We start from the raw sequence: 25,480 nt of genomic DNA, 5'->3' as shown, positions 1-25,480 counted from the left end.
TTAGGACAGAATAGGCTTGTTTTTAGATGAAGCTTCTGCAATTTTACCAAGTATTTGTTTCAGTACTTTAGCATTTTCCCCGACAAAACCGGAATCAAGCAGCACATCATGCGTTCCGATGACTTCGTATTCTTTGTATTGACCATGCGTCGCCTTTTGCCATAACAATTTATCTAATGATGTATCCGGACCAATACTATCATCCTCTGCAATCAGAGCATGGATATTCGCATGAACTTCACCTGCGTTAATAAGCTCATCGCGGTAGGTGGAGTAAACCAACATTTTGTCCATGACTCGCTCCCTGTCGGCTGGATCGGCGAGGAATACTTTGTACTGCTCCCTAATGCTATCCAGCACCGTCTCGACAATCTCTTCAAGCTCCTCAGGTGTCGATTCATCCTTGGACATCTTTCTCATAGCATCTACCATAATAATGTCACCAACATGGTAGCCTCGGCTTTCCATAGCTTTAGCTACCTCGAAGGCGAGATTTCCTCCAAGTGAGTATCCAAGGAATACATATGGGCCCTCGGCTTGAATGTTCACGATGGCATCGATGTATCGATCCAGCATATCTTGGCCCTGGAAACGATCGCCGATAAATTCCATCCCGTACACCTCGCAAAGCCCATCCAGCTCCTTGGCCATCTCATAGTACCCCAGAGAGTGACCTACCCGAGGAGGGAAGCAAAATACTTTAAGCGTTCCTTTCCCTGGGAAGTGGATAATTTCCATTTCTTGTTCGTCGGCAGTAGTTGTTGCCTGCAGCTTGAAAATTTCATGCGCCATTTCTTCCACAGTTGGCAGATTAAACACGGCCTGGAGTGGGAGATGGACGCCCATATTAGACGAGATCCTTTGGATCAAGCCCAATACTTTCAGGGAATGGCCCCCAAGGTCAAAGAAATGATCTCTGATCCCGATTTCCTGTACGCCGAGCACCTCGGACCAAATCTGAGCGAGCTCTACTTCTGTCTGCGTACGTGGCGCGATATACTCCGCTGTGCTCCGCAGAAGGATTTCTGGTGCCGGTAGCGCTTTGCGATCCAATTTGCCATTCGGATTCAGCGGCATTTGTGCGAGCTGTACGAAAGCAGACGGAATCATATAGCTTGGCAGCTCGCTGCCCAGTGCTTCGCGTAATACGCCCGCTGCGAGCCCTTCCTCGGCCACAAAGTATGCGCACAGCTGAGTACTTCCGCTGGAGTCAGCCAGTGCTAGAACAACCGCTTCCTGCACCGATGGCACCCTCAGAATTTGTGCCTCCACTTCTCCCAGCTCAATGCGGTAACCCCGGATTTTTACCTGGTGATCGATCCGTCCCAAATACTCAATATTCCCGTCTGGCAGCCATCGGGCCAAATCGCCCGTTCGGTAAATCCGTGCTCCCGGTTTGTACGGGTGAGGAATGAACTTCTCTGCGGTCAGGTCCGGCTGGTTGAAATACCCCCGCGCTACCCCTTCGCCTGCAATGCAGAGTTCTCCCGGTACCCCCACAGGTGATACCTGAGAAGCGCTGTCCATCATCCATACTTGGACGTTAGCGTACGGTTTGCCGATCGGCACATGCGTTAGAGCCGCAGTCTCAGGGCTAGTTGTATATCGGGTCGCATATACGGCCGCTTCGGTAGGACCATAGATATTCTCCAGTACTGCGTGTGGAGATACTTTATAGTACTCTTCTACAAGTTTGGCAGGCAGCGTCTCGCCGCAGGCAAACAGGTATTTCAGAGTAAGGAATCCTTGGGTGCCGCTTTCTTTCAAGTATTGAACGAGCACACTGAGCATCGATGGCACCAAATTAAGATGCGTGATTCGGTTCGTATCCACAGCCTCCAGCAGTGCCATCGGGTCTTTGTCCACGCCTTGTGGCAGGATCACGAGAGTCCCCTGTCCAAAGAACCAGCAGAACAGCTCTGGCACAGAGAAGTCAAAGGTGAATGTCGTTTTGAGCAGGAAACGGTCGCCTGCCAACATCGGATATTCAGCTTCCAGCTGACTCAGCGTATGGACGGCAGAGCGGTGTTCAATCATTACACCTTTCGGCTTGCCGGTTGAACCTGACGTGTAAATGATATACGCCAGATGCTCCGGCCCCGCAATTGGCTCCAGATTCGAGCTATCCCCATGGTACGCCTGCGGATCATCAAGTGCCAGGATCGTGCCAGTGAACGGGAACCGATCTTTAAGATGGTTCTTCGTCAGCAGAAGCTTCGCCCCCGAATCCTCCAGCATGTGGCGAATACGGTCTTCTGGGAACTCCGGATCAATCGGTACATAGGCCCCACCAGCTTTTAGAATGGCATGAATACCAATGATCATCTCAAGCGAGCGCTCGACCATGATGCCAACTGGTTGGTCCGGTCTGACCCCTTGGGCACGCAGTGTACGCGCAAGACGGTTCGCCTGCTGATGAAGTTCTCCATAGGTAAGCTTCGTTTCTCCGTAAACAAGTGCTGTACGATCCGGTGTGAGCGCAGCTTTTTCCTCAAATATGCCGTGGAGGGTTTGCTCACGCGGATAAGGAGCTACTGTATCTCCCCACACCTCTATTATTTGTGATTTCTCTTCTGGCGTGATCAGTTCCAGCTCATCAATACGGATAGCAGGTTGTACAGATACGCTTGTCAGAATTCTCGTCAAGTGTCCTTGAATCCGTTCCACACTCTCCCGGTCATAGACGCGAGCATTATATCGATACAAGAACTCCAGACTACGTCCCGGCAGCACAATAAGGTTAAAATCATAATTCGTCTGTTCAAACATCTGAACATCTGTAATTTTGTATTCAGCCTCTTCACTGGCAATTTTCTCTTCTAGATGCTCTTCTACCGGGTAATTTTCGAACACCATAATATGAGAAATCAAATCTTGCTTTTGTTCGCTCTGTGCTTGAATCTCATAGAGCGGATAGGAATCATAAGCATGTCCTGCCAAATATAATTCCTGCTGTCTTTTCATCACATGGGAGAACGTATCGCTTCCCTCGGCCTGAACCCGAACTGGAACTGTATTAATGAAGAGACCGATCATGCTTTCGATACCCGGAATCTCGGCAGGTCTTCCCGATACCACACTTCCGAAGACGATATCCTGGCTTCTATTGTAGCGCTGCAGCACGATTCCCCAGGCTGCTTGCATCAGCGTATTCATCGTCACCTGATGTTGTTTGGCCACCTGTTCCAGGCGATCGGTCAGTTCCGCATCCAACGTGAATACCAGCTTCTCCGACACATAGGCCTCTGCTTTTGCCGATGGCTGTGTGATGGCTTGTGGCAGCTTCGTCTGCTGCTCGTAGCCTTTCAGGTACCCTCTCCAGTAAGAGGATGCCTCTTCCTCGCCTTGTTTCTCCAACCATTGAATGTACTGGCTGTACGATGCTGCTACAGGAAGCTCAGGTTCCCTTTGCTCACGTAGAGCTCCGTATGTTTCAAACACTTCCTGGAGCACAAGTGGCATACACCAGCCATCCAAAATGATGTGATGAGAGCTCCACAAGAGATGGTAATGCTCTTTTGCAGTACGTAGAATAGCAACACGCAGCAAGGCTTCATTCGCAAGATCAAAGCCTCTTGCTTTGTCTTGGGCAACATAAGCTGCAAGACGCGCTTCTATTTCAGCGGAATCCAGCTCATGCAAATCCTCGTATACGAAATCGCATGCTCTTTCTTTGAACACAATCTGTATAGGGAAATCGCCCCATCCAGCATGGAAATTCGTTCTCAATATGGCATGCCGTTTCATCAGTTGCTGTAAGCTGCGTTTGAAAACCTCAGGATAGAACACTCCCTGAATTTCAAATGTGGCCTGCTCAAAGTAGACCTCTGAATGAGCCTCCAGCAAGCTGTGGAACAACATCCCCTTTTGCATCGGCGTCAGTTTATACATATTTTCAATACTACCGATATGCCGTGTCTGCTCTTCTAACTCCTCAATCTTTTCCAAGCTGATATCTTTGAGGAGTACATCGCTTGGTGTTAGTTCTGTTCTTTCCTTACTTACGCAATGTCCAATGACTTCACTAAGACAGTTCTTCAGAATGCCAACAAACTTAGCCACGGACTCCCCGTAGAACTGATGATGGTTATAGCTGACCGAGAGTTGAAGCTGCCCTTCGGCAATCAGTCCATTAATGTTCAATGCCTGATGCTGCACCATCTGCTCACTGACCTCAGGTCCTACGGAGTAAGGCGATACTTCCATCGTCCCTCCTGCAAGATCCTGATCGAACTGACCCAAGTAGTTGAACGTAATCTCCGGTTCAGCCGAGAAGGAGGAGGCATCGGGACTGTCGCTTAAATATTTCAAAATCCCATATCCGACACCTTTGTTCGGGATACGACGCAAGCCTTCCTTTACATGCTTGATTCTGGCCCCGATCTCCAATTCCCCGTCCATCTCAAGGGCGACAGGGTATTGACTTGTAAACCAGCCTATTGTGCGAGTAATATCCAGTTCCGGTACAACAGGCTCCCGCCCATGTCCCTCCAGAAGGATGCCTACACGTTCGATTCCCGTCCACTCGTGAACAGCCATACCAAGGGCCGTCAGGAGCAGATCGTTGACCTCCGTATTGTAAGTACGGTTCGCTTCTTTCAGGAACTGCTCTGTCTCTTCTGGTGACCATCTGACCGTGATAGCCTCGCTATCTTTGATGAGAAGAGCGCCATCTACCTTGTCTTTGGGAAGAGGGACAAAGCCACCTCCTTCTACCTCTGCCCAATAGCTGAGTTCTTGTTCAGCCGCCGGGCTGTTAGCAAATTGTGTGATTCCCTCAACCCATGCACGGTACGAATCCGTCTTCTGCGGAAGCTTGACTGCTTCTCCACGTGCTGCCTGCTCGTAGCCTTCCTGCAGGTCCTCAAAGAGGATACGCCAGGATACGCCATCCACAGCCAGATGATGAATAACGATCAACAGATGTTCGCCTTCTGCACAGCGGAACAGACCCAGTCTAAAGAGAGGTCCATCCTCCAGAGAGATGCTGCGCTGAATGGCTTCCGCACCCGCTTCTATTGCTGAAGCCGGGTCTGTCTCATCCCGCAGGTCGTGGATTTGGAGGCTATAGAGTTCACCCTCACCTACGCTCCGGTTCCAGGCCTCCAATCCCTGCTCTCCTTGGCGGAACACCAGTCGTAAAGCATCATGATGCTCTGCAATTGTCCGAACAACCTCGGCGAGCGCATCGGTATTGAAGCCATCCCGTCGGTACAACATGACCGACTGATTAAAGTGATGCAGATCCATTGACTGTTCATCGAAGAATCTGTGCTGAGCAGGTCCCAGTCTTACCGATCCGTGTACCTCGCTTTGGTCCGCAATTCGGCTGACCACACTAACGCGCTGCGCCAACTCTGCAATTGTCGGATAACCGAACAAATCCTTCATTTCAAGCTTGTAGCCTGCTTGAAGAAGCCTTGAGGATACTTGAATGGATTTGATCGAGTCACCTCCAAGCTCAAAGAAATTATCATGAATGCCGACAAGCGGCACGCCAAGTACACCTTGCCAGATTGAAGCCAAAATGTTCTCCACATCCGTCCGCGGAGCGGTAAAGTCTGCTCCCGCCTTTATACCCGAGTTCGGTTCAGGCAGTGCCTTGCGATCCAGCTTGCCATTCGGTGTCAGAGGCATCACGTCCAGTTGTACGAAGTAAGACGGAATCATATATGCAGGCAGTCCGGCAGACAGTTCGTTTCTCAGCTCGCTGACAGACATTTCGCGATCCGCTACAAAGTAAGCACACAGAGACTTCTGTCCATTGGCGTCTGCCCACGCAACAACGAGAGCTTCCTCGACAAGGGGCATATCCAGCAACTTGGCCTCAATCTCACCAAGCTCAATACGATAGCCCCGTATTTTGACTTGATGGTCAATACGCCCAATGTACTCAATGTCTCCATTAGGAAGGCGACGAGCCAAATCTCCGGTGCGATACATATTTCCTTCCGCAGCGAACGGATTCCTAATGAATTTTTCTGCGGTAAGATCCGGACGGTTCAGGTATCCACGGGCTACCCCGTCCCCGGCGATGTACATTTCGCCCTCCACACCTAACGGTACGAGACGAAGCTGTTCATCCAGGATATGAATGTATATATTGTCTGACGGCAAACCAATCGGTACGGATTCCCGTGTATCCTTCGCAGGATCGTACAGGTGAATCATGCAGCCGACGACCGTTTCGGTTGGTCCATATTCATTGTAGATTTTGATATTGCCACCAAAGAGGTCGGTAATCGTTTTTGACAAATGTGTGGTCAGATTCTCTCCACCCACAATAAGCTGCTGAATGCGACTCTCTACCGGGATGGTCATATCTTTAATCAGACTGAGATGCGTCGGCGTCAGCTTGAGAATATCCACCGCATTTTCGCGCAAAATATGCTGAACAACCTCCGCTTTATCTATACCATCATAAATCCGTACTATTCCTCCATTTATTAACGGAGTAAACATTGATGTCATCGTCAAGTCAAACGAAATGGACGAATACAGCGGGAAGTCCGTTGGTTGCCCTGCACAATAGACTTTATTGGCCCACCAGATGTAGTTCACGATTCCTTTATGGTTAATCATGGTTCCCTTCGGATTTCCTGTTGTACCCGAAGTATAGATTAGATACACCAAATCGTTTCCTCTCACAGGAATATTAGGATTATTCACTCCAGCTCCGTAGATGTGCGGGGCATCCAATTCCATAACCATTCCCTCAAAGGCCGCTAGTTTCGTCAGGTGGCTCTGTGTGAGCAGAATCTCAGCGCCAGAGTCCTTCAGAATATACTGAATCCGCTCCTGCGGATATTCAGGATCAATCGGTACATAGGCTCCGCCCGCTTTGAGTACCCCCATGATGGCAACCAGCAGTTCCACTGACCGATCCGCCAACAGCCCCACTACTTGTTCACTCCGTAGTCCTTGGGCTATCAAGGTGGAAGCTAGTCTGTTCGCCTGCTCGTTCAGCTCCCGATATGTGATCTGGATGTCGCCGCTTATTGCCGCGATCTTATCCGGCGTACGGGCCACCTGTTCCTCAAACAAGGTATGCAGGCCCTGATCACTTGGGTAGACATGAGCCTTGCCACCCCAGTCAAGCAGGTTTGTCCGTTCCTCAGATGTTACAATCTCCAGTTCCTGTATCGTCGCTTGCGGATGAGTAGCTACCTGATCGAGCATTTGCAATAAATGTCCTCCGATTCGCACAATGCTTTCTTGCTCGTAGACCGAAGCATTGTAGCGAATGCAGACCTTAATGTCTTCGCCTGGAATCACAACCAGGTTAAAGTCATAGTTGGTTTGTTCAAACATGGTGAAGTTGGCAACTTCGAGATTGTCCTCCGTTTGATTACCCGATTGCTCCACCTGTTCGTCGAGCGGGTAATTTTCAAAGATCATAATATGAGAAATCAGGTCCTGCTTTTGGGTTGTTTTCCCCTGAATCTCATACAGTGGATAGGTATCGTAGACACGACCAGCCAATGATTGTGCCTGTGTACGTTTCATTACCTCGACGAAAGCCTCGTCTTTGGATGACTGTACACGGATAGGTACTGTATTAATAAACAGACCCACCATATTCTCGATCCCTGCAATCTCAGCCGGTCTACCCGACACAACGCCGCCGAAAACGACATCCGAGCTGGCATTATAACGTTGAAGAATCAGTCCCCAAGCTGTCTGCATGAGTGTGTTGACGGTCACGTGATTGCGCTTCGCGACAACATCCATTTTACCGGTCAAAGATGCACCCAGATGGAGAACATGCTCTTTTAGGACATAGCCCGCTTCTTTGGCTTGAGATTTCGTTTTACCTTCCGGCAATACGGTATTCCCGTCATAATCTTCGAGATATTGGCTCCAATATGTTGAAGCTTCTTGATCATCCTGTGCATCAAGCCACTCGATATAACGGCTATAGGGCTGAGCTGGCGGCAGGACAGGCTGTAATTGCTGTTTCTTGGCAGAATAATAATCGAACAGCTCCTGTGTAATGATCGGGATACACCAGCCATCCATAACAATATGGTGGAAGCTCCACAATACAAGACAGCTTTGATCCTTCTGCAAGACGGTCACTCGCATCAGCGGATCATCTGACAAGCTGAACCCCTTAACCATATCTTCAGCAATATAAGCCTTGATCCGGGCTTCTTGTTCCTGCATAGATGCGTCGCGCAAATCTACGTAGTGCAGAGGGATTAACCGTTGCTTAAAGACAACTTGCAGCGGTACATCAGCAATGTTGTTGTAAAATCCGGTACGTAGTATGGCATGTCGTTGCACCAAAGCCTGGAAGCTCTCGAAGAAGATATCTACATCGAAGCTACCACGCAGCTCAAACGTTGCCTGTTCGAAGTATGAAGAGGAGTCCGGCTCCAGCAGGCTGTGAAACAGCATTCCCTTCTGCATTGGCGTCAGCTTGTACACATCCTCAATCTCTCCGATGTGAGCCGTCTGCGCCGTGAGTCGATCAAGCTGCTCCAATGTTAATCCTTGGAACAGAACATCACTTGGTGTAAGCTGTGAACGCTCCTGAGCCACACAATGACGGATGACCTCACTAAGGCTTGACTGTAATAATTCAGCAAAATGACTCACCGTCTCGTTACGATACTGCCTGCTGCTGTACGTAATCGTCAGTGATAGCCGGCCTTCAGCAATCATGCCATTCACATCCAGAGCATATTGCTGTGGTGTGAGGTCGCTGAGCGCCTTACCGACTGAATGTGTAGACAAGCTAAGAGCATTCCCCTCCAAATCCTGGTCAAACTGTCCAAGGTAGTTGAAGGAAACTTCTGGTTCTACGCTGAATCGAGTGTCTTTTTCCGGTGCCATATATTTCAGCAGACCGTAGCCGATACCTTTGTGCGGAACCTCTCGCAAATTCTCCTTGATGCGCTTGATCCGGGTAGATACTTCCTGCCCATCTTGCAGGTTCAGCAGAACAGGGTACTGAGTTGTGAACCAGCCCACGGTACGGGTAATATCCAGATCTGGTATGATCATTTCCCGTCCATGTCCTTCAAGGTTAACCAGAACCTGCTCCATGCCTGTCCAGCGCTGAATAGCTGCTCCCAGAGCAGTCAAGAGTAAATCGTTCGTCTCCGTATGATAAGCCCGGTTTGCTTGTCGCAACAGCAGCTCTGTTTCTTCAGCAGACCACGTTACCGTAACCGACTCGGTATCCCGAACGGTGCCTGGCTCCTGATCCTTATCCTTGGGCAGTGGAGCCAGAAGCGTCTCCTCAATCTGCTGCCAGTATGAACGCTCCTCGTCCAGGGCAGGACCTGCTGCATACTTCGCCGCTTGCTCGGACCATACAAGATACGAATCGGTCTTTTGCGGAAGAACAATCGTTTGTCCATTCAACGCCTGCTCGTATCCTGTTGCAATGTCTTCAAACAGGATGCGCCAGGACACACCGTCAACCAAGAGGTGATGAATGACAATCAACAAATGATCGCCATCTTCACAATGGAACAGGCCTAGCTTGAACAGTGGGCCACCTTCCAAGTCAAAGCTTGCCTGAATGGCATTGGCTTGGGCCTGAACCGCAGCTGTCTGGTCTTCCGCCTGCCGCATATCAGCAATGTCCAATGTGTAGAGCTCGCCTTCATCCGTTCCCCGATTCCAAGCTGCGTATCCAGCTTCTGTAGGCCGGAAAACCATGCGCAGCGCGTCATGATGGATCGCAATTTGGTCCATTGTCAATCGGAGTGCAGCCTCATCAAAGCCGTCTTTCCGATAGAGCATGACGGCATGATTATAATGGTGCGGCTCCGCTGTATGGCGTTCAAAGAACCAGCGCTGAATTGGCATTAACTCTGCTGCACCTTTAATTTCGCCCTGTTCCGCTGTACGTCCGGCTGCCTGAAGATACGGGCTGAGCTCGGCAATTGTCGGATATTTGAAGAGATCCTTCATCTCTAATTTATATCCAGCTTGGAACAATCTCGAGGACACTTGAATCGCCTTGATGGAGTCACCACCCAGGTCGAAGAAATGATCGTGGATGCCGACCTGCTGTGCTCCCAGCACACCTTGCCATACGGAAGCCAAAGCTTCCTCAGCCTTCGTCCTTGGCGGTTCATAAACCGCTCCAGTCTGCACATTGGCCTCCGGAGCCGGAAGCGCTTTGCGATCCAGTTTGCCATTTGGTGTCAAAGGCAGCTGTTCCAATTGCATAAAGTAAGATGGAATCATATAAGCCGGCAGTTCGGCAGCCAAGGCTTTTCTCAACTCTCCTACCGTCAGCATCTGATCGGCTGTGAAATAGCCGACAAGCACTTTTTGTCCACTTCCATCCTCTTGGGCGAGCACAACGGCCTCTCTTACAGACGGAGCATGGAGCAGCTTCGCTTCCACTTCGCCTAGCTCAATACGGTAACCACGGATTTTTACCTGATGGTCAATCCGTCCCAAATACTCCATGCTGCCATCCGGCAACCAGCGTGCCAAGTCACCCGAGCGGTACATACGCTCGCCTGCTTCGAACGGATGAGCGACAAACTTCTCTTCCGTCAATTCCGGTCGGTTCAGATAACCTCGCGCCAGACCTACGCCCGCCACATAGAGTTCACCTGGAATGCCAATCGGCTGTGGACGGCGTTGTTCATCCAAAATGTACGCTCGCAGCGTCGGAATCGTGGTGCCGATATTGCTGCGGCCCTGTTCAATTTCCAACTCTGTAATTTCCTTGTAGGTTACATGCACGGTCGTTTCGGTAATGCCGTACATGTTAATGAGCTGCACTTGCGGATACTTCGTTCTCCAGTCCTTGAGCAGGGCCGGAGCTAATGCCTCTCCACCGAAGATAATCATACGGAGGCTCAGTTCTGCCGCCTGATGACCGAGCTCTTCCTGTAGCAACTGGTAGAAGTAAGTCGGTGTCTGGTTCAAAACGGTGACCTTCTGATCCTTAAGCAATTGTAAGAAACGATCTGGACTCTTCGCGGTAAGCGATGGAACGATGACCAACCGTCCTCCGTTCAGCAATGCTCCGTACATTTCCCATACAGAGAAGTCAAAACAGAATGAATGGAACAGTGTCCACGTATCCTGAGGACCAAAGTCAAACATATTTTTATCATTAAAGAGCAAGCGAACTACATTTTTATGCTCAATCAGTGTTCCCTTTGGCTTGCCTGTCGTACCCGATGTGTAGATGACGTAGGCAAGATTCCCCGGTCCGGCTGCAGACTCCAGGTTTGAGACATCCTCCTTGTAGGAAGCCGTTTTGTCCAGACTTACGATATCCCCGGCGAAGGAGACCCGTTGCTCCAGATGCGCTTGTGTCAGCAGTAGCTTGGCTCCTGAATCCTCAAGCATAAAGCGAATGCGGTCTTCTGGATATTCAGGATCTACAGGGACATAGGCCCCGCCTGCTTTCAAGATGGCTAAAATTCCGACCACCATTTCAAGGGAACGATCCGCCATGATTCCAGCCAAACCGTCTGGTTGCAAACCACGTTCCCTCAGCGTTCGGGCAAGTCCATTGGCCCGCTCGTTCAGCTCGATGTAGGACAGGGTTGCATCTTCACATACGACTGCCACTGCATTCGGAGTACGTGCGGCCTGCTCCTCGAACAGCGCATGGATCGTCTTGTCACGAGGATAATCTGCCTTGGCTTCGTCCGGCGCTTTCATCAGCCTTGATTTTTCCTGAGGTGTCACGATATCAAGGGATGACAACGGCAGTGCCGGATTGGCGATGGCTTCCCGAATAAGCTGTACAAAGTGGCCTGCCATCCGATCAGCAGTCTCTTGCTTGTAGATCGCAGTCGCATACTCAAGCGTGCAGTTCAATGCCCCGTCTGCTTCTTCACTCACGGTCAACGTAAGATCGAACTTGGCAGCCGGATGTACATTATCGTAAGGAGTGAAGCGCAATCCTTCTATTTCTTGTTCTCCCTGATCGATATTTTGCAGGACAAACATGGTATCAAATAGTGGGTTACGGCTCAAATCACGCTGAAGCTCCAGCTTTTCTACCAGCTCCTCGAACGGGTAATCCTGGTTTTCATAGGCCCGCAGCGCTGTTTCCCTCACTTCCTGCAGATAAGCCTCGAAAGGCTTCTCTCCTTCTGGATAAGTACGAAGTGCCACTGTGCCGACGAACATACCGATGAGGCCTTCGAGTGTCGCATGGGATCTTCCTGCCACAGGTGAACCGACGATGACATCTTCCTGACCTGTGTACTTGTGCAAGAGCGCTGTATAGGCTGCCAGCAGTACCATGAACAGAGTGGAACCCGTTCGGGTAGCCAGCTCCTGAAGTGAAGCACTCAGAGAAGAATCAATTTGGAAGTCGATTCGATCGCCCGCAAAGCTTCGCACCGCAGGACGAACTTCATCTCCTGGCAAATCCAGCACTGGCAAGCTTCCGCGGAAAGCATCCAGCCAGTAAGCCTCCTGGGCCTTAAGACGCTCGCTTCCGAGCTGCTCTTGCTGCCATACCGCATAGTCTGTGTACTGGATCTGTAGCTCAGGAAGTACGTCCTCCTCTTGGTAGAAGCGGAGAAACTCTTCTATGAGAATATTCATAGAAACCCCATCTGAGACAATATGGTGCATGTCAAACAATAGTAAATGGCGCTCATGTGCAATTCGAATAAGGCCGACCCGCAGCAATGGAGCTACACCCAGATCAAAAGGACGGACGAACTGCTGAAGGGTAGCTCCTGCCTCTTCCTCGCTCAACTCCGCATATTCCACAGCAAACGGAACATCCGTCAGGAGCTGCTGTACAGGTTCACCGTTCACGGTCACAAAACGAGTACGCAGCGAACCATGACGATGAATCAGACGACGGAATGCCTGCTCTAGTCGTTCCCGATCCAAAGCTCCCTCAACGGTAAGAATACCTGGCATATTGTAGCTCAGCTCTCCACCTTCCAGCTGACTTAGAATAAACAGTCGTTTTTGGGCAGAGGACAATGGATAATGCTCTCTCGCTCCCGCTGTAGGAATTTCTTCGAAATTCAGCGGTGTATAGCCCTCAATAGCACGGGCCAATCCTTCAATAGTAGGAGACTCGAACACTGCTCTCAGACTAATCTCTCGATTCATTTCCTTGCGAATTCGTGAGACTAGCAGGGCTGCACGCAGTGAATGACCTCCAAAATGGAAGAAATTATCCTTCACTCCCGCATTCTCTACACCTAGCACCTCTTGCCAGATTTGGGCTAATTGCATTTCTACAGGTGTCTTTGGAGCCTCAGATGAAGCAACTGCCCATCCACGCTCGCCCTGCAGCGCTTTTCGATCGATTTTTCCGTTCGACGTCAGAGGCATATCGTCCATTTGTATGAAGCGGGAAGGGATCATATATCCAGGTAACATCTCCGACAGGACGGCCCGAAGTTCGGATACCTCAAGTTTCTGAGCGGCTACGAAGTAAGCGACTAGATCTTTGTAGCCATCATTGCCCTCTACAGCCATGGCCACGACTTCCTGAACGGACGGCACTCTGAGCATTTGTGCTTCTACCTCGCCTAGCTCGATACGGTAGCCGCGGATTTTGACTTGGTGATCTATTCGACCTAAGTACTCGATGGTTCCATTCGGTAACCAGCGAACCAAGTCACCCGTCCGATACATACGCTCTCCTGGAGCAAATGGATTGTCCACAAACTTCTCGTCCATTAACTCAGGCTGGTTATGATACCCCCGCGCTAACCCGATACCCGAAATGCATAGCTCTCCAGCTACACCGACAGGTTGCAATCTAAAATGGTCATCCAAGATGTACACACTATGGTTAGCAATAGGTCGTCCAATAGATACAATATCCGTTGCTCCCTCACTGTCCGGGACAGACCAGATTGTGGTGCATACGGAGTCCTCTGTTGGGCCATAGCCATTAGAGTAACGTACATGCTTCCTCCACTCTTCGATCAACTCGATCGATGCGGCCGATCCAGCGGTTAGCAAGCACCGCAGTGTTGGCAAACGCTCTGGATCAAGGTGGATAGCGTAAGCGGGTGGCAAAGTCGCTACCGTAATCCCCTTATCGTTCATGAACTGCTCGAACAGGGCATGATCTAAAATATCTTGTGGAGAAGGGATGCACAGAACAGCCCCGTGGCTCAGCGCCGTTAAAATTTCCGAAACCGATGCATCAAACGACAGGCTTGCAAACTGAACGATCCGATCCTGCGGTGTAACTTCGAAGTGTGTCCCGTATACGTCCGAAAGATTGGGTAGTCCCCGATGCTCGACTAATACGCCCTTAGGCTGACCCGTCGTACCTGAAGTGTAGATCACGTAAGCCAGATCATCCGGGCCGGCAGTAGCCTCCAAATTCGAGGTGTCGGCATCATAGGTCGATGATTCATCCAGCAGCAAAACATTTTCCGTCCATCCGAGATGCTCCAAGAGATGGGCCTGTGTAAGGATCAGCTTCGCCCCGGAATCTTCAAGCATGTAACTGATTCGTTCTTTCGGATACTCTGGATCGATTGGAACATAGGCACCCCCGGCTTTCATAATGCCGTAGATCGCAACGATCATTTCGAGCGACCGTGCAGCAATCAGTCCCACCAGATCTCCCGTCTTGATTCCCTGAGTACGGAGCCTTCTCGCCAGTCCATTGGCTTTTGCATTGAGCTCGGCGTAGGTCAGCATCTCGTCCCCAAACAAAAGGGCAGTCGCGTCTGGCGTTCGTCCCGCCTGTTCCTCCAACAGCCCGTGGAACGTGTTACATTGCTCGTAAATGCCTGGTGTATTTCCCCATACGTTCAGAATCTGTTCTTTCTCCTGCGGCGTGACTAATTCTAGAGCATCCACGGAAATTGCAGGATTCTCCACAATTTGTTCCATCAGGTGGAACAAGTGGCCCTTGATTTGCTCGATCGTGGCTGGATCATAGACGAGCGCATTGTATTGGAACAACAATCTCATCTCTTTGCCCGGTAGAACAATTAAGTTAAAATCGTAATTCGTTTGTTCAAGAAGCTCCGCTTCCTCAATCTCAAAGGCAGCCTCGCCACCACCCAGACGCTCTACTTCCTCTTCCACAGGATAATTCTCAAACACCATAATATGAGAGATGAGATCCTGCTTCTGATCCGTCTGAGCCTGAATTTCAAACAACGGGTAGGTATCATACATATGAGAAGCCATATATTGTTCCTGCTGCTGCTTCATCAGAACCGTGAAGGGGAGATTCTCCTCTGTCTTCACACGAACAGGAATCGTATTGATGAACAAACCAATCATCCGATCAATGCCCGGAATTTCTGCTGGTCTGCCTGATACTACACTTCCGTACACGACATCCCGGCTACCGTTATAGCGTTGAAGTGCAATGCCCCAGAGGGACTGCAGCAATATGTTCATCGTGACATGAGCATCCCTGGCCACCTTTTCAAGGCGCTCAGTTAATTCCTTGCTGAGAGGATAATTCAGCTTTTCTGCTACATAGCCTTCTCCCTTACTTGCTCCACCGACTTGAGGTAAAAGCGTCTGCTGCTCGTAACCGGCCAGATATCGGCTCCAATAGTTGGACGCAGCTGCTTCATCCTGCTGTTCCAGCCATTCGATATATCGACTGTACGGATGAACCTCTGCCAGCTGCGGCTCTCTTCCTTCCAGAAGGGCAAAATAGTGTTCAAATACCTCCTGCGTAATTAACGGAACACACCACCCATCCATGACGATGTGGTGAAAGCTCCATAAGAGACGGAAGCTCTCTTCATCTGTTTGTAAAATCGATACACGAAGAAGCTCGTCTTCAGCCAGGTTAAAGCCCCGTGCTTTGTCCTTAGCACCAAATGTCTTCAGGTAAGCCTCACGCTGCGATGCATTCATCTCCCGCAGGTCTTCGTACACCAATTTAGCGCCTCTGTGCCGAAATACAACCTGCAAAGGCTCGCTGCCCCATCCGCTGTAAAAGTTCGTGCGCAGGATGGCATGACGCTCCACCACTGCATCCAGACTGTGTCCGAAGGCGTTCGGATCAAAGCTACCTTTAAAGTCAAAAGCAGCCTGCTCAAAATAAGCGCCTGTACGCGGCTCAAACATATCATGGAACAGCATGCCCTTCTGCATCGGCGTCAGACTATATACATTCTCAATATCGCCAATGTGGCTCGTTTGCTTAGAAAGCTCCTCCAGGTCGGCAATGCTTAGACCTTTCGCAAGCACGTCGCTTGGTGTCAATACGGTTTTTTCTTGGGTTACGCAATGCTGAAGAAGCTCCCGCAGGCTTTCTTCAATATATCCAGCGAGCTGTTCCATCGTAGATGACTTATACTGTTTTCCGTTATAAGTAATCGTCAGAGTCAGGGCTCCGTCCGTCACCATGCCATTGATATCTAGCGTATAGGCCGGTTCCTCCAACAAGCTTTGCGCGCTTCCGGTCGGATAAGGAGAGATCTGCAATGAGCTTCCTTGCAAATCCTGATCAAATTGCCCCAGATAGTTAAAAGAAATCTCAGGTTGCAAGCTGAAGCTATCTTCATCCAACTGACTTGCCACCGTTTTGAGCAACCCGTAGCCAATACCTTTGTTCGGAATTCGGCGCAACCCTTCTTTCACAGACTTGATCAAGGAGGCCACTTCCGAGTTATCCCCCAAGTCTAAAATCACCGGATATTGACTTGTAAACCAGCCGACGGTACGGGTGATGTCGATATTCGGTATAATCGGCTCACGACCGTGCCCTTCCAGATTCACAGCAACCTTTTCGATCCCAGACCACTTGGATATCGCCATGCCTAGAGCAGTCAATAGCAGATCATTCGTCTCTGTTTGATAAGCACGGTGGGCCTTTCTCAACAATTGGTCGGTTTCTTCTATAGTCCATTGTGCTGTTACTACTTTGCTATCCTGTAAAAGAAGGCTTTCCACAGCCTCATCCTTCGGCAACTGTTCGAGTGGCTGATCCTCCAGCTCTCTCCAATACGCCCGATGAGTCTCCATTTCAGGGCCTTCCGAATAACGAGCAAGGGCGTCACCCCAGTCACGGAAGGAATCCGTCTTCTGCGGGAGTGTCAGTGCTTGGCCTTGAATCACCTGCTCATAGCCTGCTGCGATGTCCTCGAACAAAATCCGCCAGGATACTCCGTCCACCACCAAATGGTGGATCACGATCAGAAGGTGGTCTCCATCCTGACAATGGAAAAGTCCTAACTTCAGCAGCGGGCCTTCTGCCAGATGGATACTGCGCTGAATGTCATCCGACAGCGATGCAATGGCTGCAGTCGGATCGGATTCACTCCGTAAATCAACGGTGAACAGGCTATAAAGCTCTCCTTCTTCAAGATCACGATTCCAAGCTTCGTAGCCATGCTCTGTCTGACGGAAAACCATACGAAGGGCGTCATGATGCTCAGCAAGTTTTCTCAGCACCTGATGCAAGGCCTTTTCCTCAAATCCCTGTTCACGATACAGCATAACCGCTTGATTGAAGTGATGAGGCTCTGCCTGCTTCCGGCCAAAGAACCACTGTTGGACTGGAGTCAAGCGAGTCGCTCCACGCACAACTCCCTGTTCAGCCATGTGCACAGCCGTCTGTATTTCCGCGCCTAGCTCGGCAATGGTTGGCGATTTGAACAACTGCTTCATCTCTAACCGATAGCCGGCCTGCAATAACCGTGACGACACCTGAATGGCCTTGATGGAGTCTCCGCCCAATTCAAAGAAATTGTCATGGATACCCACTTGTTCGGCACCCAGCACCCCTTGCCAGACAGATGCCAAAGCTTCTTCAGCCGGTGTACGAGGAGCTGCATACTTCCGTCCTGTATGCGCGCCTACTTGAGGAGCCGGCAGAGACCTGCGGTCCACTTTTCCGTTTGACGTTAATGGCATACGATCCATCTGAATAAAATAGGATGGCATCATATAGCCCGGAAGTACCTGCGATAGGGCAAGGCGTACTTCGCCTGCCGTGAGCGCACGATCCGCCACATAATAAGCACAAAGCTGCTTCTCTCCAAGCTCATCCGCGCGAACGACCACTACGGCGTCGATTACTGACTCCACCTTGGCCAGTTGGGCCTCGATTTCAGGGAGTTCGATGCGGTAACCACGTATTTTGACCTGCTCATCAATTCTTCCTTTAAACTCCAAATTCCCATCTGGAAGCCAGCGTACCAAATCCCCAGTTCTGTAGCAGGGTTCTCCGTCCTTCACAGGACTAGGGACAAATTTCTCTGCTGTGAGATCAGGACGATTGAGATATCCGCGCGCTACACCTTCACCGCCGACAATGAGTTCACCCCAAGCACCAATGGGTTGTAATTGAAGCGACCCATTGACCACATAAGCGGTCGAATTGCTAATTGGGCGACCAATCGGCACGCCCCCTTCGGCACGACCCGGAATCTTGTAGGTGGTGGAGAAGGTCGTATTCTCTGTCGGACCATAGCCATTGATAGGGACAAGATCAGGATTAGCCTCGATTACACGATTCATATGAGATATGGACAGTACGTCACCGCCGACTAGTAATGCTTTGAGCCCTCTGAACAGGTACTCATCCTGCAGGGAAAGCTGATTGAAAAGCGGTGAAGTAAGCCACAATGTCGTAATCCCGTACTTGGCAATAGCTGCTTTGAGCCTATCGGCAATCAGAATGTCGTCATTCTCTACGAAATAGAGCTGTCCACCGTTAAGCAAAGCTCCCCATATCTCGAATGTAGAAGCATCAAAGGCCACTGCTCCCGTTTGCAAAATCCGCGTAGATTCATTCAGCTCCACATAGTTGGTCTCTTTGACCAGACGAACCACGTTCCGGTGTTCCACCATAACGCCCTTCGGTCTACCCGTCGTACCCGATGTATAGATGACATAAGCAAGCCCCTGCGATCCCTGAGCAGTCTCCGGCTGGGCAGGTTCAGCTGCATAGGCCTCTTCACTGCTAAGATCGACAATCGGTATACCGTAGTCTACACTTATAAGCTCGCCCTTTTGCACCAATAATAGCTTGGCGTCGGAATCATTAAGCATATAACGAACCCGATCTTCCGGGTAATCAGGATCAATCGGCACATAGGCTCCACCCGCTTGAAGCACCGCGAGCATACCAATGACCATCTCAATGCTTCGTCCGCCCATCACGGCCACAGGCTGCTCCCTCAACGTTCCCAAACGGCGCAGTGTTTGGGCCAGTCGGCTCGCCTTGTCTTGCAATTCAAGGTACGTTAGCTGGACATCGCCGAATACAAGCGCCGTCTGCTCTGGTGTACGATTGACTTGTTCTACGAACAGCTCATGAATGGTCTTGTCCCTTGGATAAGGAGCCGATGTCGCGTTAAATACTTCAACGATCTGTACTTTCTCCTCCGGTGTGATCATTTCTATCTCGGCCAGTTGCAACTGAGGATTGGCCGCGACTGCATGCAGAACCCGGAGCAAGTGCGTTGCAAGTCGCTCTACGGTTTCACGCCAATATAAAGCCGTACTATACTCGAGGCCAAAGGCTAATTTTGACCCCTTCTCCTCTACATTGAGGGACAGGTCAAATTTGGCTGTGACGGTGTCCATCAAGTAAGGAGTAAAGTGCACTCCGTCCATTTCCTGCTCTTCCTGCTCGGTATTTTGTAATACCAATAAGGTGTCAAAGAGCGGATTGCGGCTGACATCACGTCCTACGCCCAGCTTTTCGACCAATTTTTCAAAAGGGTAATCCTGATGCTCAAACGCCTTGAGCGCCGTTTCCTTGATTTCCAGAAGATAATCCTGAAAGGTTTTATCTCCTGCCGGGTAGCTGCGCAAGGCCAGTGTGTTGACAAACATCCCGATGATGCCCTCAAGCTCAGCCTGCGGTCTTCCGGCTACTGGAGAACCTACGACGATGTCCTCCTGTCCTGTATATTTGTGCAGTAGTACCGAATAGGCGGCCAGCAATACCATATACAGTGTAGTACCTGTACGGGATGCAAGCTCTTGTATCGCCTTATTGCCAGACTCATCCAATGTAAAATCAATTCGGCTACCCTCGAAGCTCCGAACTGAAGGTCGTTGGAAGTCTGTAGGCAAATCCAATACCGGCAACTCTCCTTCAAAGGATTGCAACCAATATTCCTCAAGATCTTGCCATTGGTTCTCTGACTGTTCCCGTTGCCATACGGCATAATCCTTGTACTGGATGTGCAGCTCTGGGAGCTGTTCTCCTTGATACAAATGAGTAAGTTCCTCTATCAATATTTGAATAGAAACCCCATCTGAAATGATGTGATGCATATCAAACAGCAACAGATGACGCTCCTCCTGGAGCTTCACCAAGCTAACACGCAGTAATGGAGCCTGGCTCAGATCAAAGGCACGAATAAAGTTGTGAATGAGCGTATCCGTCTCCTCCACCAAAGCCTCTGTGTAGTTCAACGCAAACGGCACATTCCTATGCACACGCTGAACAAGCTCTCCATCCTGCATATAAAAGCCGGTTCTCAGGGATTCATGACGCTGGATCAGTGCCTGGAACGCAGACTCCAGCCGCGTGCGATCCAACGGTCCATCCACTGTGAAGACCCCTGGCATATTGTAGCTGAGCTCTCCCCCGTCCATCTGTCTCAGCACGTATAACCGCTTTTGCGCTGAGGACACTGGGTAAGCCTCGCTTTCCGTTGCCTGTGGGATGGATTCGTACATGGTCGGAATGTGTTTCTTCACAAGTTGCGCCAAGGATTCGACTGTAGGTGACTGAAACACCTCACGCAGCGAAATGCTACATCCCAATTCTTTGTGAATCCGTGAAACGAGCACTGTTGCCCGCAAAGAGTGACCACCAATTTCAAAGAAATTATCTCTGACACCGACACGAGCAACGCCCAAGATATCTTGCCAGATGAGTACCATCTGAGCTTCCACAGCAGTTCTCGGAGCCAAATAAGCCTCACCGGATTGTACGCTGCTTTCAGGAGCCGGCAACGCACGGCGATCCAGTTTGCCATTTGGTGTAAGCGGCATTTGCTCCAGCCGGACAAAATAAGAAGGAATCATGTAAGCGGGGAGTTCCGCCGCCAGCTGAGACCGCAATTCCCCCGGCGAAAGGTCACTGGAGGCTACATAGTAGGCGCACAGCAATTTTTGGCCCTGTTCGTCTTCCCGTGCGAGGACAATCGTTTCTCGTACGCTTGGAGCCTTGAGAATTTGGGCTTCTACCTCGCCAAGCTCAATTCGGTAGCCGCGAATTTTGACCTGATGGTCGATCCGCCCCAAATATTCAATATTGCCATCAGGCAACCAACGAGCAAGATCCCCAGTTCGGTACAGCCGCTCTCCCACCCGATACGGATGCTCAACGAATTTCTCAGACGTCAAATCCGGCCGATTCAAATACCCACGGGCAAGACCGTCTCCCGCAATGTATAGCTCTCCTGGAACCCCAACAGGCTGCAGGCGTCTTTGCTCATCGAGAATGTAAGCGCTAAGTGTGGGGATCGTTCTGCCAATATTGCTTTTCCCCGCTTCAATCTCATGTTCCGTGATTTCCTTATAGGTGACATGAACCGTTGTTTCCGTAATTCCGTACATATTAATCAGCTGCACATCAGGATACTTGACCCGCCAGTTTCTCAGAAGAGATGGACTTAAAGCCTCTCCACCAAAAATGATTTTTCTAAGGCCAAGCTCTGTCGAAGAGTGCATTAACTCTTCCTGTAGCACCTGATAAAAATACGTCGGCGTCTGATTTAAGATGGTGACTTGGTTGTCTTTCAACAACTCCAGGAAAGCTGCTGGGCTCTTGGCTGTGAGAGATGGAACAATCACCAATTTCCCTCCGTAAAGAAGCGCTCCGTACATCTCCCAAACGGAGAAATCGAAGCAGAACGAATGGAACAGCGTCCACGTATCCTGAGAGTTGAAGTCAAATAAATTTTTATCGTTAAAGAGCAGTCGAACTACATTTTTGTGTTCAATCAGCGTGCCCTTCGGCTTGCCAGTCGTACCCGACGTGTAGATAACATAGGCCAGATGGCTTGGTCCCGAAATACTCTCCAGATTGGAAGCATCTCCTGTATACGTTGCAGCTTCGTCCAGACTCACAAGCTTTCCGTCAAAAGTGGTGCTCTCCCATAGATGACTTTGGGTGAGCAACAGACTTACACCTGAATCCTCCAGCATATAGTGGATACGCTCTTCGGGATAATCGGGGTCAATTGGTACATAGGCACCACCTGCTTTCAAAATGGCCAACATCCCGATGACCATCTCCAAGGAACGGTCAGCCATAATCCCTACGAGCGTATCTGCCCCTACTCCCTCGGAGCGCAAATATCTCGCAAGCTGGTTAGCCTGCTCGTTTAGAGCTTGGTATGTAATGCTCTGCTCGTCCATCTGAACGGCTACGTGATCTGGCGTGCGCTCGGCTTGTTCCTCGAATAAGCCATGAATGGTCTTCTCTCGTGGATAATCGACTGCGGCGCCTTCCGAAAGAGCCAAAATGGATTGCTCTTCGGGTTCGCCCAATAAGTTTACCTCTGCGATAGAAAGCTGAGGTGAATGAATGATCTGCTCGGCGATCGTAAGCAACTGGGAAACCATGTCCTTAACTTCACTGCGTTCAAACAGCTCTGTCCGATAATCGACATCCAGTACCAGTTCGCCTTCATCCAGGATCTCCACGATATGAAGCACGAAATCGTTCACTTCGTCCCCGCAGAAATCATAATCTGTCAAAATACGCACATCATCCAAATCAACCCAATTGATAAGACGATATTCCATTGAAACGCCAAAAAGCCGCTGAATATCCTTGTTCCCATGCATTTCTCTAAGATCCTGAATTAACTGATTGTATGGATATTTCTGATGCCGCAGGACTGACATCTGATCTCTGGCTACATCCTGCAGGAAGCTCAACACATCTATATCCTTTTTGACGTATGTTCTGGCAGCAGCGGTGCTGACGAACATACCTATCTTTTGCTTCTCTTTTTTGTTCCCCCGGTTAGCGAACGAAGTGCCAATCACCACATCCGGCTGATTCGTCATTTTGTGTATGTAGATATACATCGCACCCATGAAGAACTGGAACAAAGAAATCCTATTCTGTTGGCAAAATGCTTGCAGCTCGTGATATAGCACTTCTGGTACGGTAAAATGCTCCCGAACGGCGTGGGTGCTTAAAGATAACGGATTATATGACTTCCAACCCGTAAGCTCAGGCAAATCGGAAAATTTATCTAGCCAGTAAGCCTTATCCTTTTGGTATCTGTCAGAAAGTTCGTATGCATTCTCATCTGCAATATATTGAATATACGAGCAATCGTCGCCCAGCTCCGGTTCATTTCCTTGAATTAACTCCATGTAAAATGCTGTCAGCTGATTGCCATAGACCACCATTGAGATCCCGTCAGAAATAATATGGTGCATCTTGATATTAATCCAATACTCTTCCTCGCTAATCTTCACAATTAAAAACTGGAAGAGCTCAGAATCCAGCAGGGGCAAGGGTTTTCTTTTGTGTTGCTCAAGTAAGGCTTCCACCTCAGATACACTTTCATAGTGACTAAGATCCAGGCACTCCAACTGTCTCTCTTCATAAGGAACGACGTACTGCTGAGGCACTCCATCCACTGAGGTAATACGGATGCGGAACGCATCATACTGTTTGATAATCAAATTAATGGACTGCATAAAGGCAGCAATATTGATATGCCCCTTCATCTTAGCTGTACCGGAAAGCTGTGACACTGACGTATCTGGGTAGAGTAATTCGGTATACCATATACGCTTCTGCGCATTTGTTAAATCATATAACTGCATGTCATTCATCTCATTCACTCCTATTCCATGATGTGAATATCCTCCCGCTGCACCTGGCAGTCAGGAGGACAAAAGGACAGTTTAACGTACGCTTCCACCCCGTCATTGATCCAGTGAAACAATTTCTTCCGCCTCAACCACCAATCGATCCCCTACGGAAGCCCGACCGCTTCCGAGAATATAGCCCCGCCGACGCTTGATCACTTCAAAATAGAGATCAATTCGGTCCCCAGGCTTCGCCAAGCTATGGAACCGAATCCCATTGAGATTGGTCAGGTATGAAATCCCTTTTTTATCAACCGCCACGAATGCCGCCAATTGTGCAAGCGACTCCACAATCAACATAGGAGGCATGTATGGATTACTGTCTGTAATGAACCACTCACTCCAGGTGACAAGCTTGTATCCCTTCGCCCACTGCGACGTTTCGTACCCGGTCACGCCATCCAACAGAAGAAAAGGGTACCGGTGAGGAAGCACATCCGGGATATGGATTAGCTCTTCGCTCACAGGCTTATTCCCCTTCCCACTTGCGAACAGCAAGGCAGACGTTGTGCCCTCCGAAACCAAATGAATTGCTAATCGCTGCGCGGACCTCGCGTTCCTGATATACATGCGGCACAAAGTTCAATTCAGGAGCTTCCGGATTGTCACAATTGAGTGTCGGTGGTATTTTGCTGTGAATCATGCTCTGCACAGTCGCAATTAATTCGACTGCCCCTGCACCGCCCATTAAATGGCCAGTCATGGATTTAATAGACGATATCGCCAAAAGGGGGGCATGCTCCCCGAACACTTTTTGAATAGCATTAATCTCCATACGATCATTAAATGGCGTACTCGTACCGTGGGCATTGACATAGTCGATTTCCTGCGGTGTTAAGCCGCCATCCTGCAGTGCGATGTTGATCGCTTCTGCCGGGCCGGAGCCAGAGGGATCTGGAGCCGTGATATGATACGCATCCGTTGTGCATCCGTAACCCACAACTTCGGCCAGAATGGTGGCTCCGCGGTTCAAAGCATACTCCAACTCCTCCAGCACCAAGACTCCTGCTCCTCCACCGATGACGAATCCATCACGATCCACATCAAACGGACGACTAGCCTTCTGCGGCTCTTCATTACGTCTGGAGAGAGCATGAATATTCGCAAATGATGCCAGATCAAGCTGACTAAAATTGGCTTCTGCTCCACCGGCAACCACGACATCAGCCGTGCCGTACTGGATCGTACGTAATGCCTCACCGATGGCATTGCTTCCTGTAGCACAAGCTGTAACCACAGCAAACGAAGGCCCCTTGGCCCCAATAGCAATGGAGATTTCACCAGGTGCTGAATTAATCATCATCGAGGAAACAAAATAAGGAGAAACTCTTTTGGGACCAAGCTTTGTTAATTTCCCATAGTTCTCCTCTATAACGTCGAGGCCGCCTGCTCCAGAGCCGACAATAACCCCCACGCGACTTGCATTCCGCTCATCAATCACTAATTTGGATTGCTCCACCGCCTGCCGGGCAGCCGCCAAAGCAAACTGAGTGAACTGTGCCACTTTATTAGCTTCCTTCTTACTCATATATTGCAATGGGTCAAAGCCCGTAACCTGTGCACCGATCTTTGTCGGAATGTCCGCTGTATCGAAAACAGTGACCGGTCCAATTCCGCTTTTTCCTTTCAACAGTGAATTCCAGAAATCCGTAAGATTAAGCCCAACCGGCGTTACGACTCCCTGTCCAGTCACTACAACACGTCTTCTCACTGT

Annotated in this window: 3 protein-coding genes; all 3 read right to left on the bottom strand. The window is 49.9% G+C overall.

Annotated features, from left to right (window positions below):
- Entirely contained in the window at positions 1–23,730 is a 23,730-nt protein-coding gene (locus JOD82_RS27400) for a non-ribosomal peptide synthase/polyketide synthase (protein ID WP_209950325.1), read from the bottom strand.
- A 93-nt stretch (positions 23,731–23,823) separates the two neighbouring features.
- Positions 23,824–24,216 carry a 3-hydroxyacyl-ACP dehydratase FabZ family protein gene (locus tag JOD82_RS27395; RefSeq protein WP_029514647.1) on the bottom strand — a complete coding sequence of 131 codons (393 nt, stop codon included), beginning with the start codon at positions 24,214–24,216 and terminating at the stop codon, positions 23,824–23,826.
- A gap of 19 nt (positions 24,217–24,235) precedes the next feature.
- A complete protein-coding gene (fabF, locus tag JOD82_RS27390) occupies positions 24,236–25,477 on the bottom strand; it encodes a beta-ketoacyl-ACP synthase II (RefSeq protein ID WP_165150700.1) in 1,242 nt (413 codons plus the stop codon).
- Between the last annotated feature and the right edge of the window lie 3 nt (positions 25,478–25,480).

Source organism: Paenibacillus sp. 1182, assembly GCF_017833915.1.
Taxonomy (GTDB): domain Bacteria; phylum Bacillota; class Bacilli; order Paenibacillales; family Paenibacillaceae; genus Paenibacillus; species Paenibacillus polymyxa_D.
This window is presented reverse-complemented; position numbering and strand designations above follow the sequence as displayed.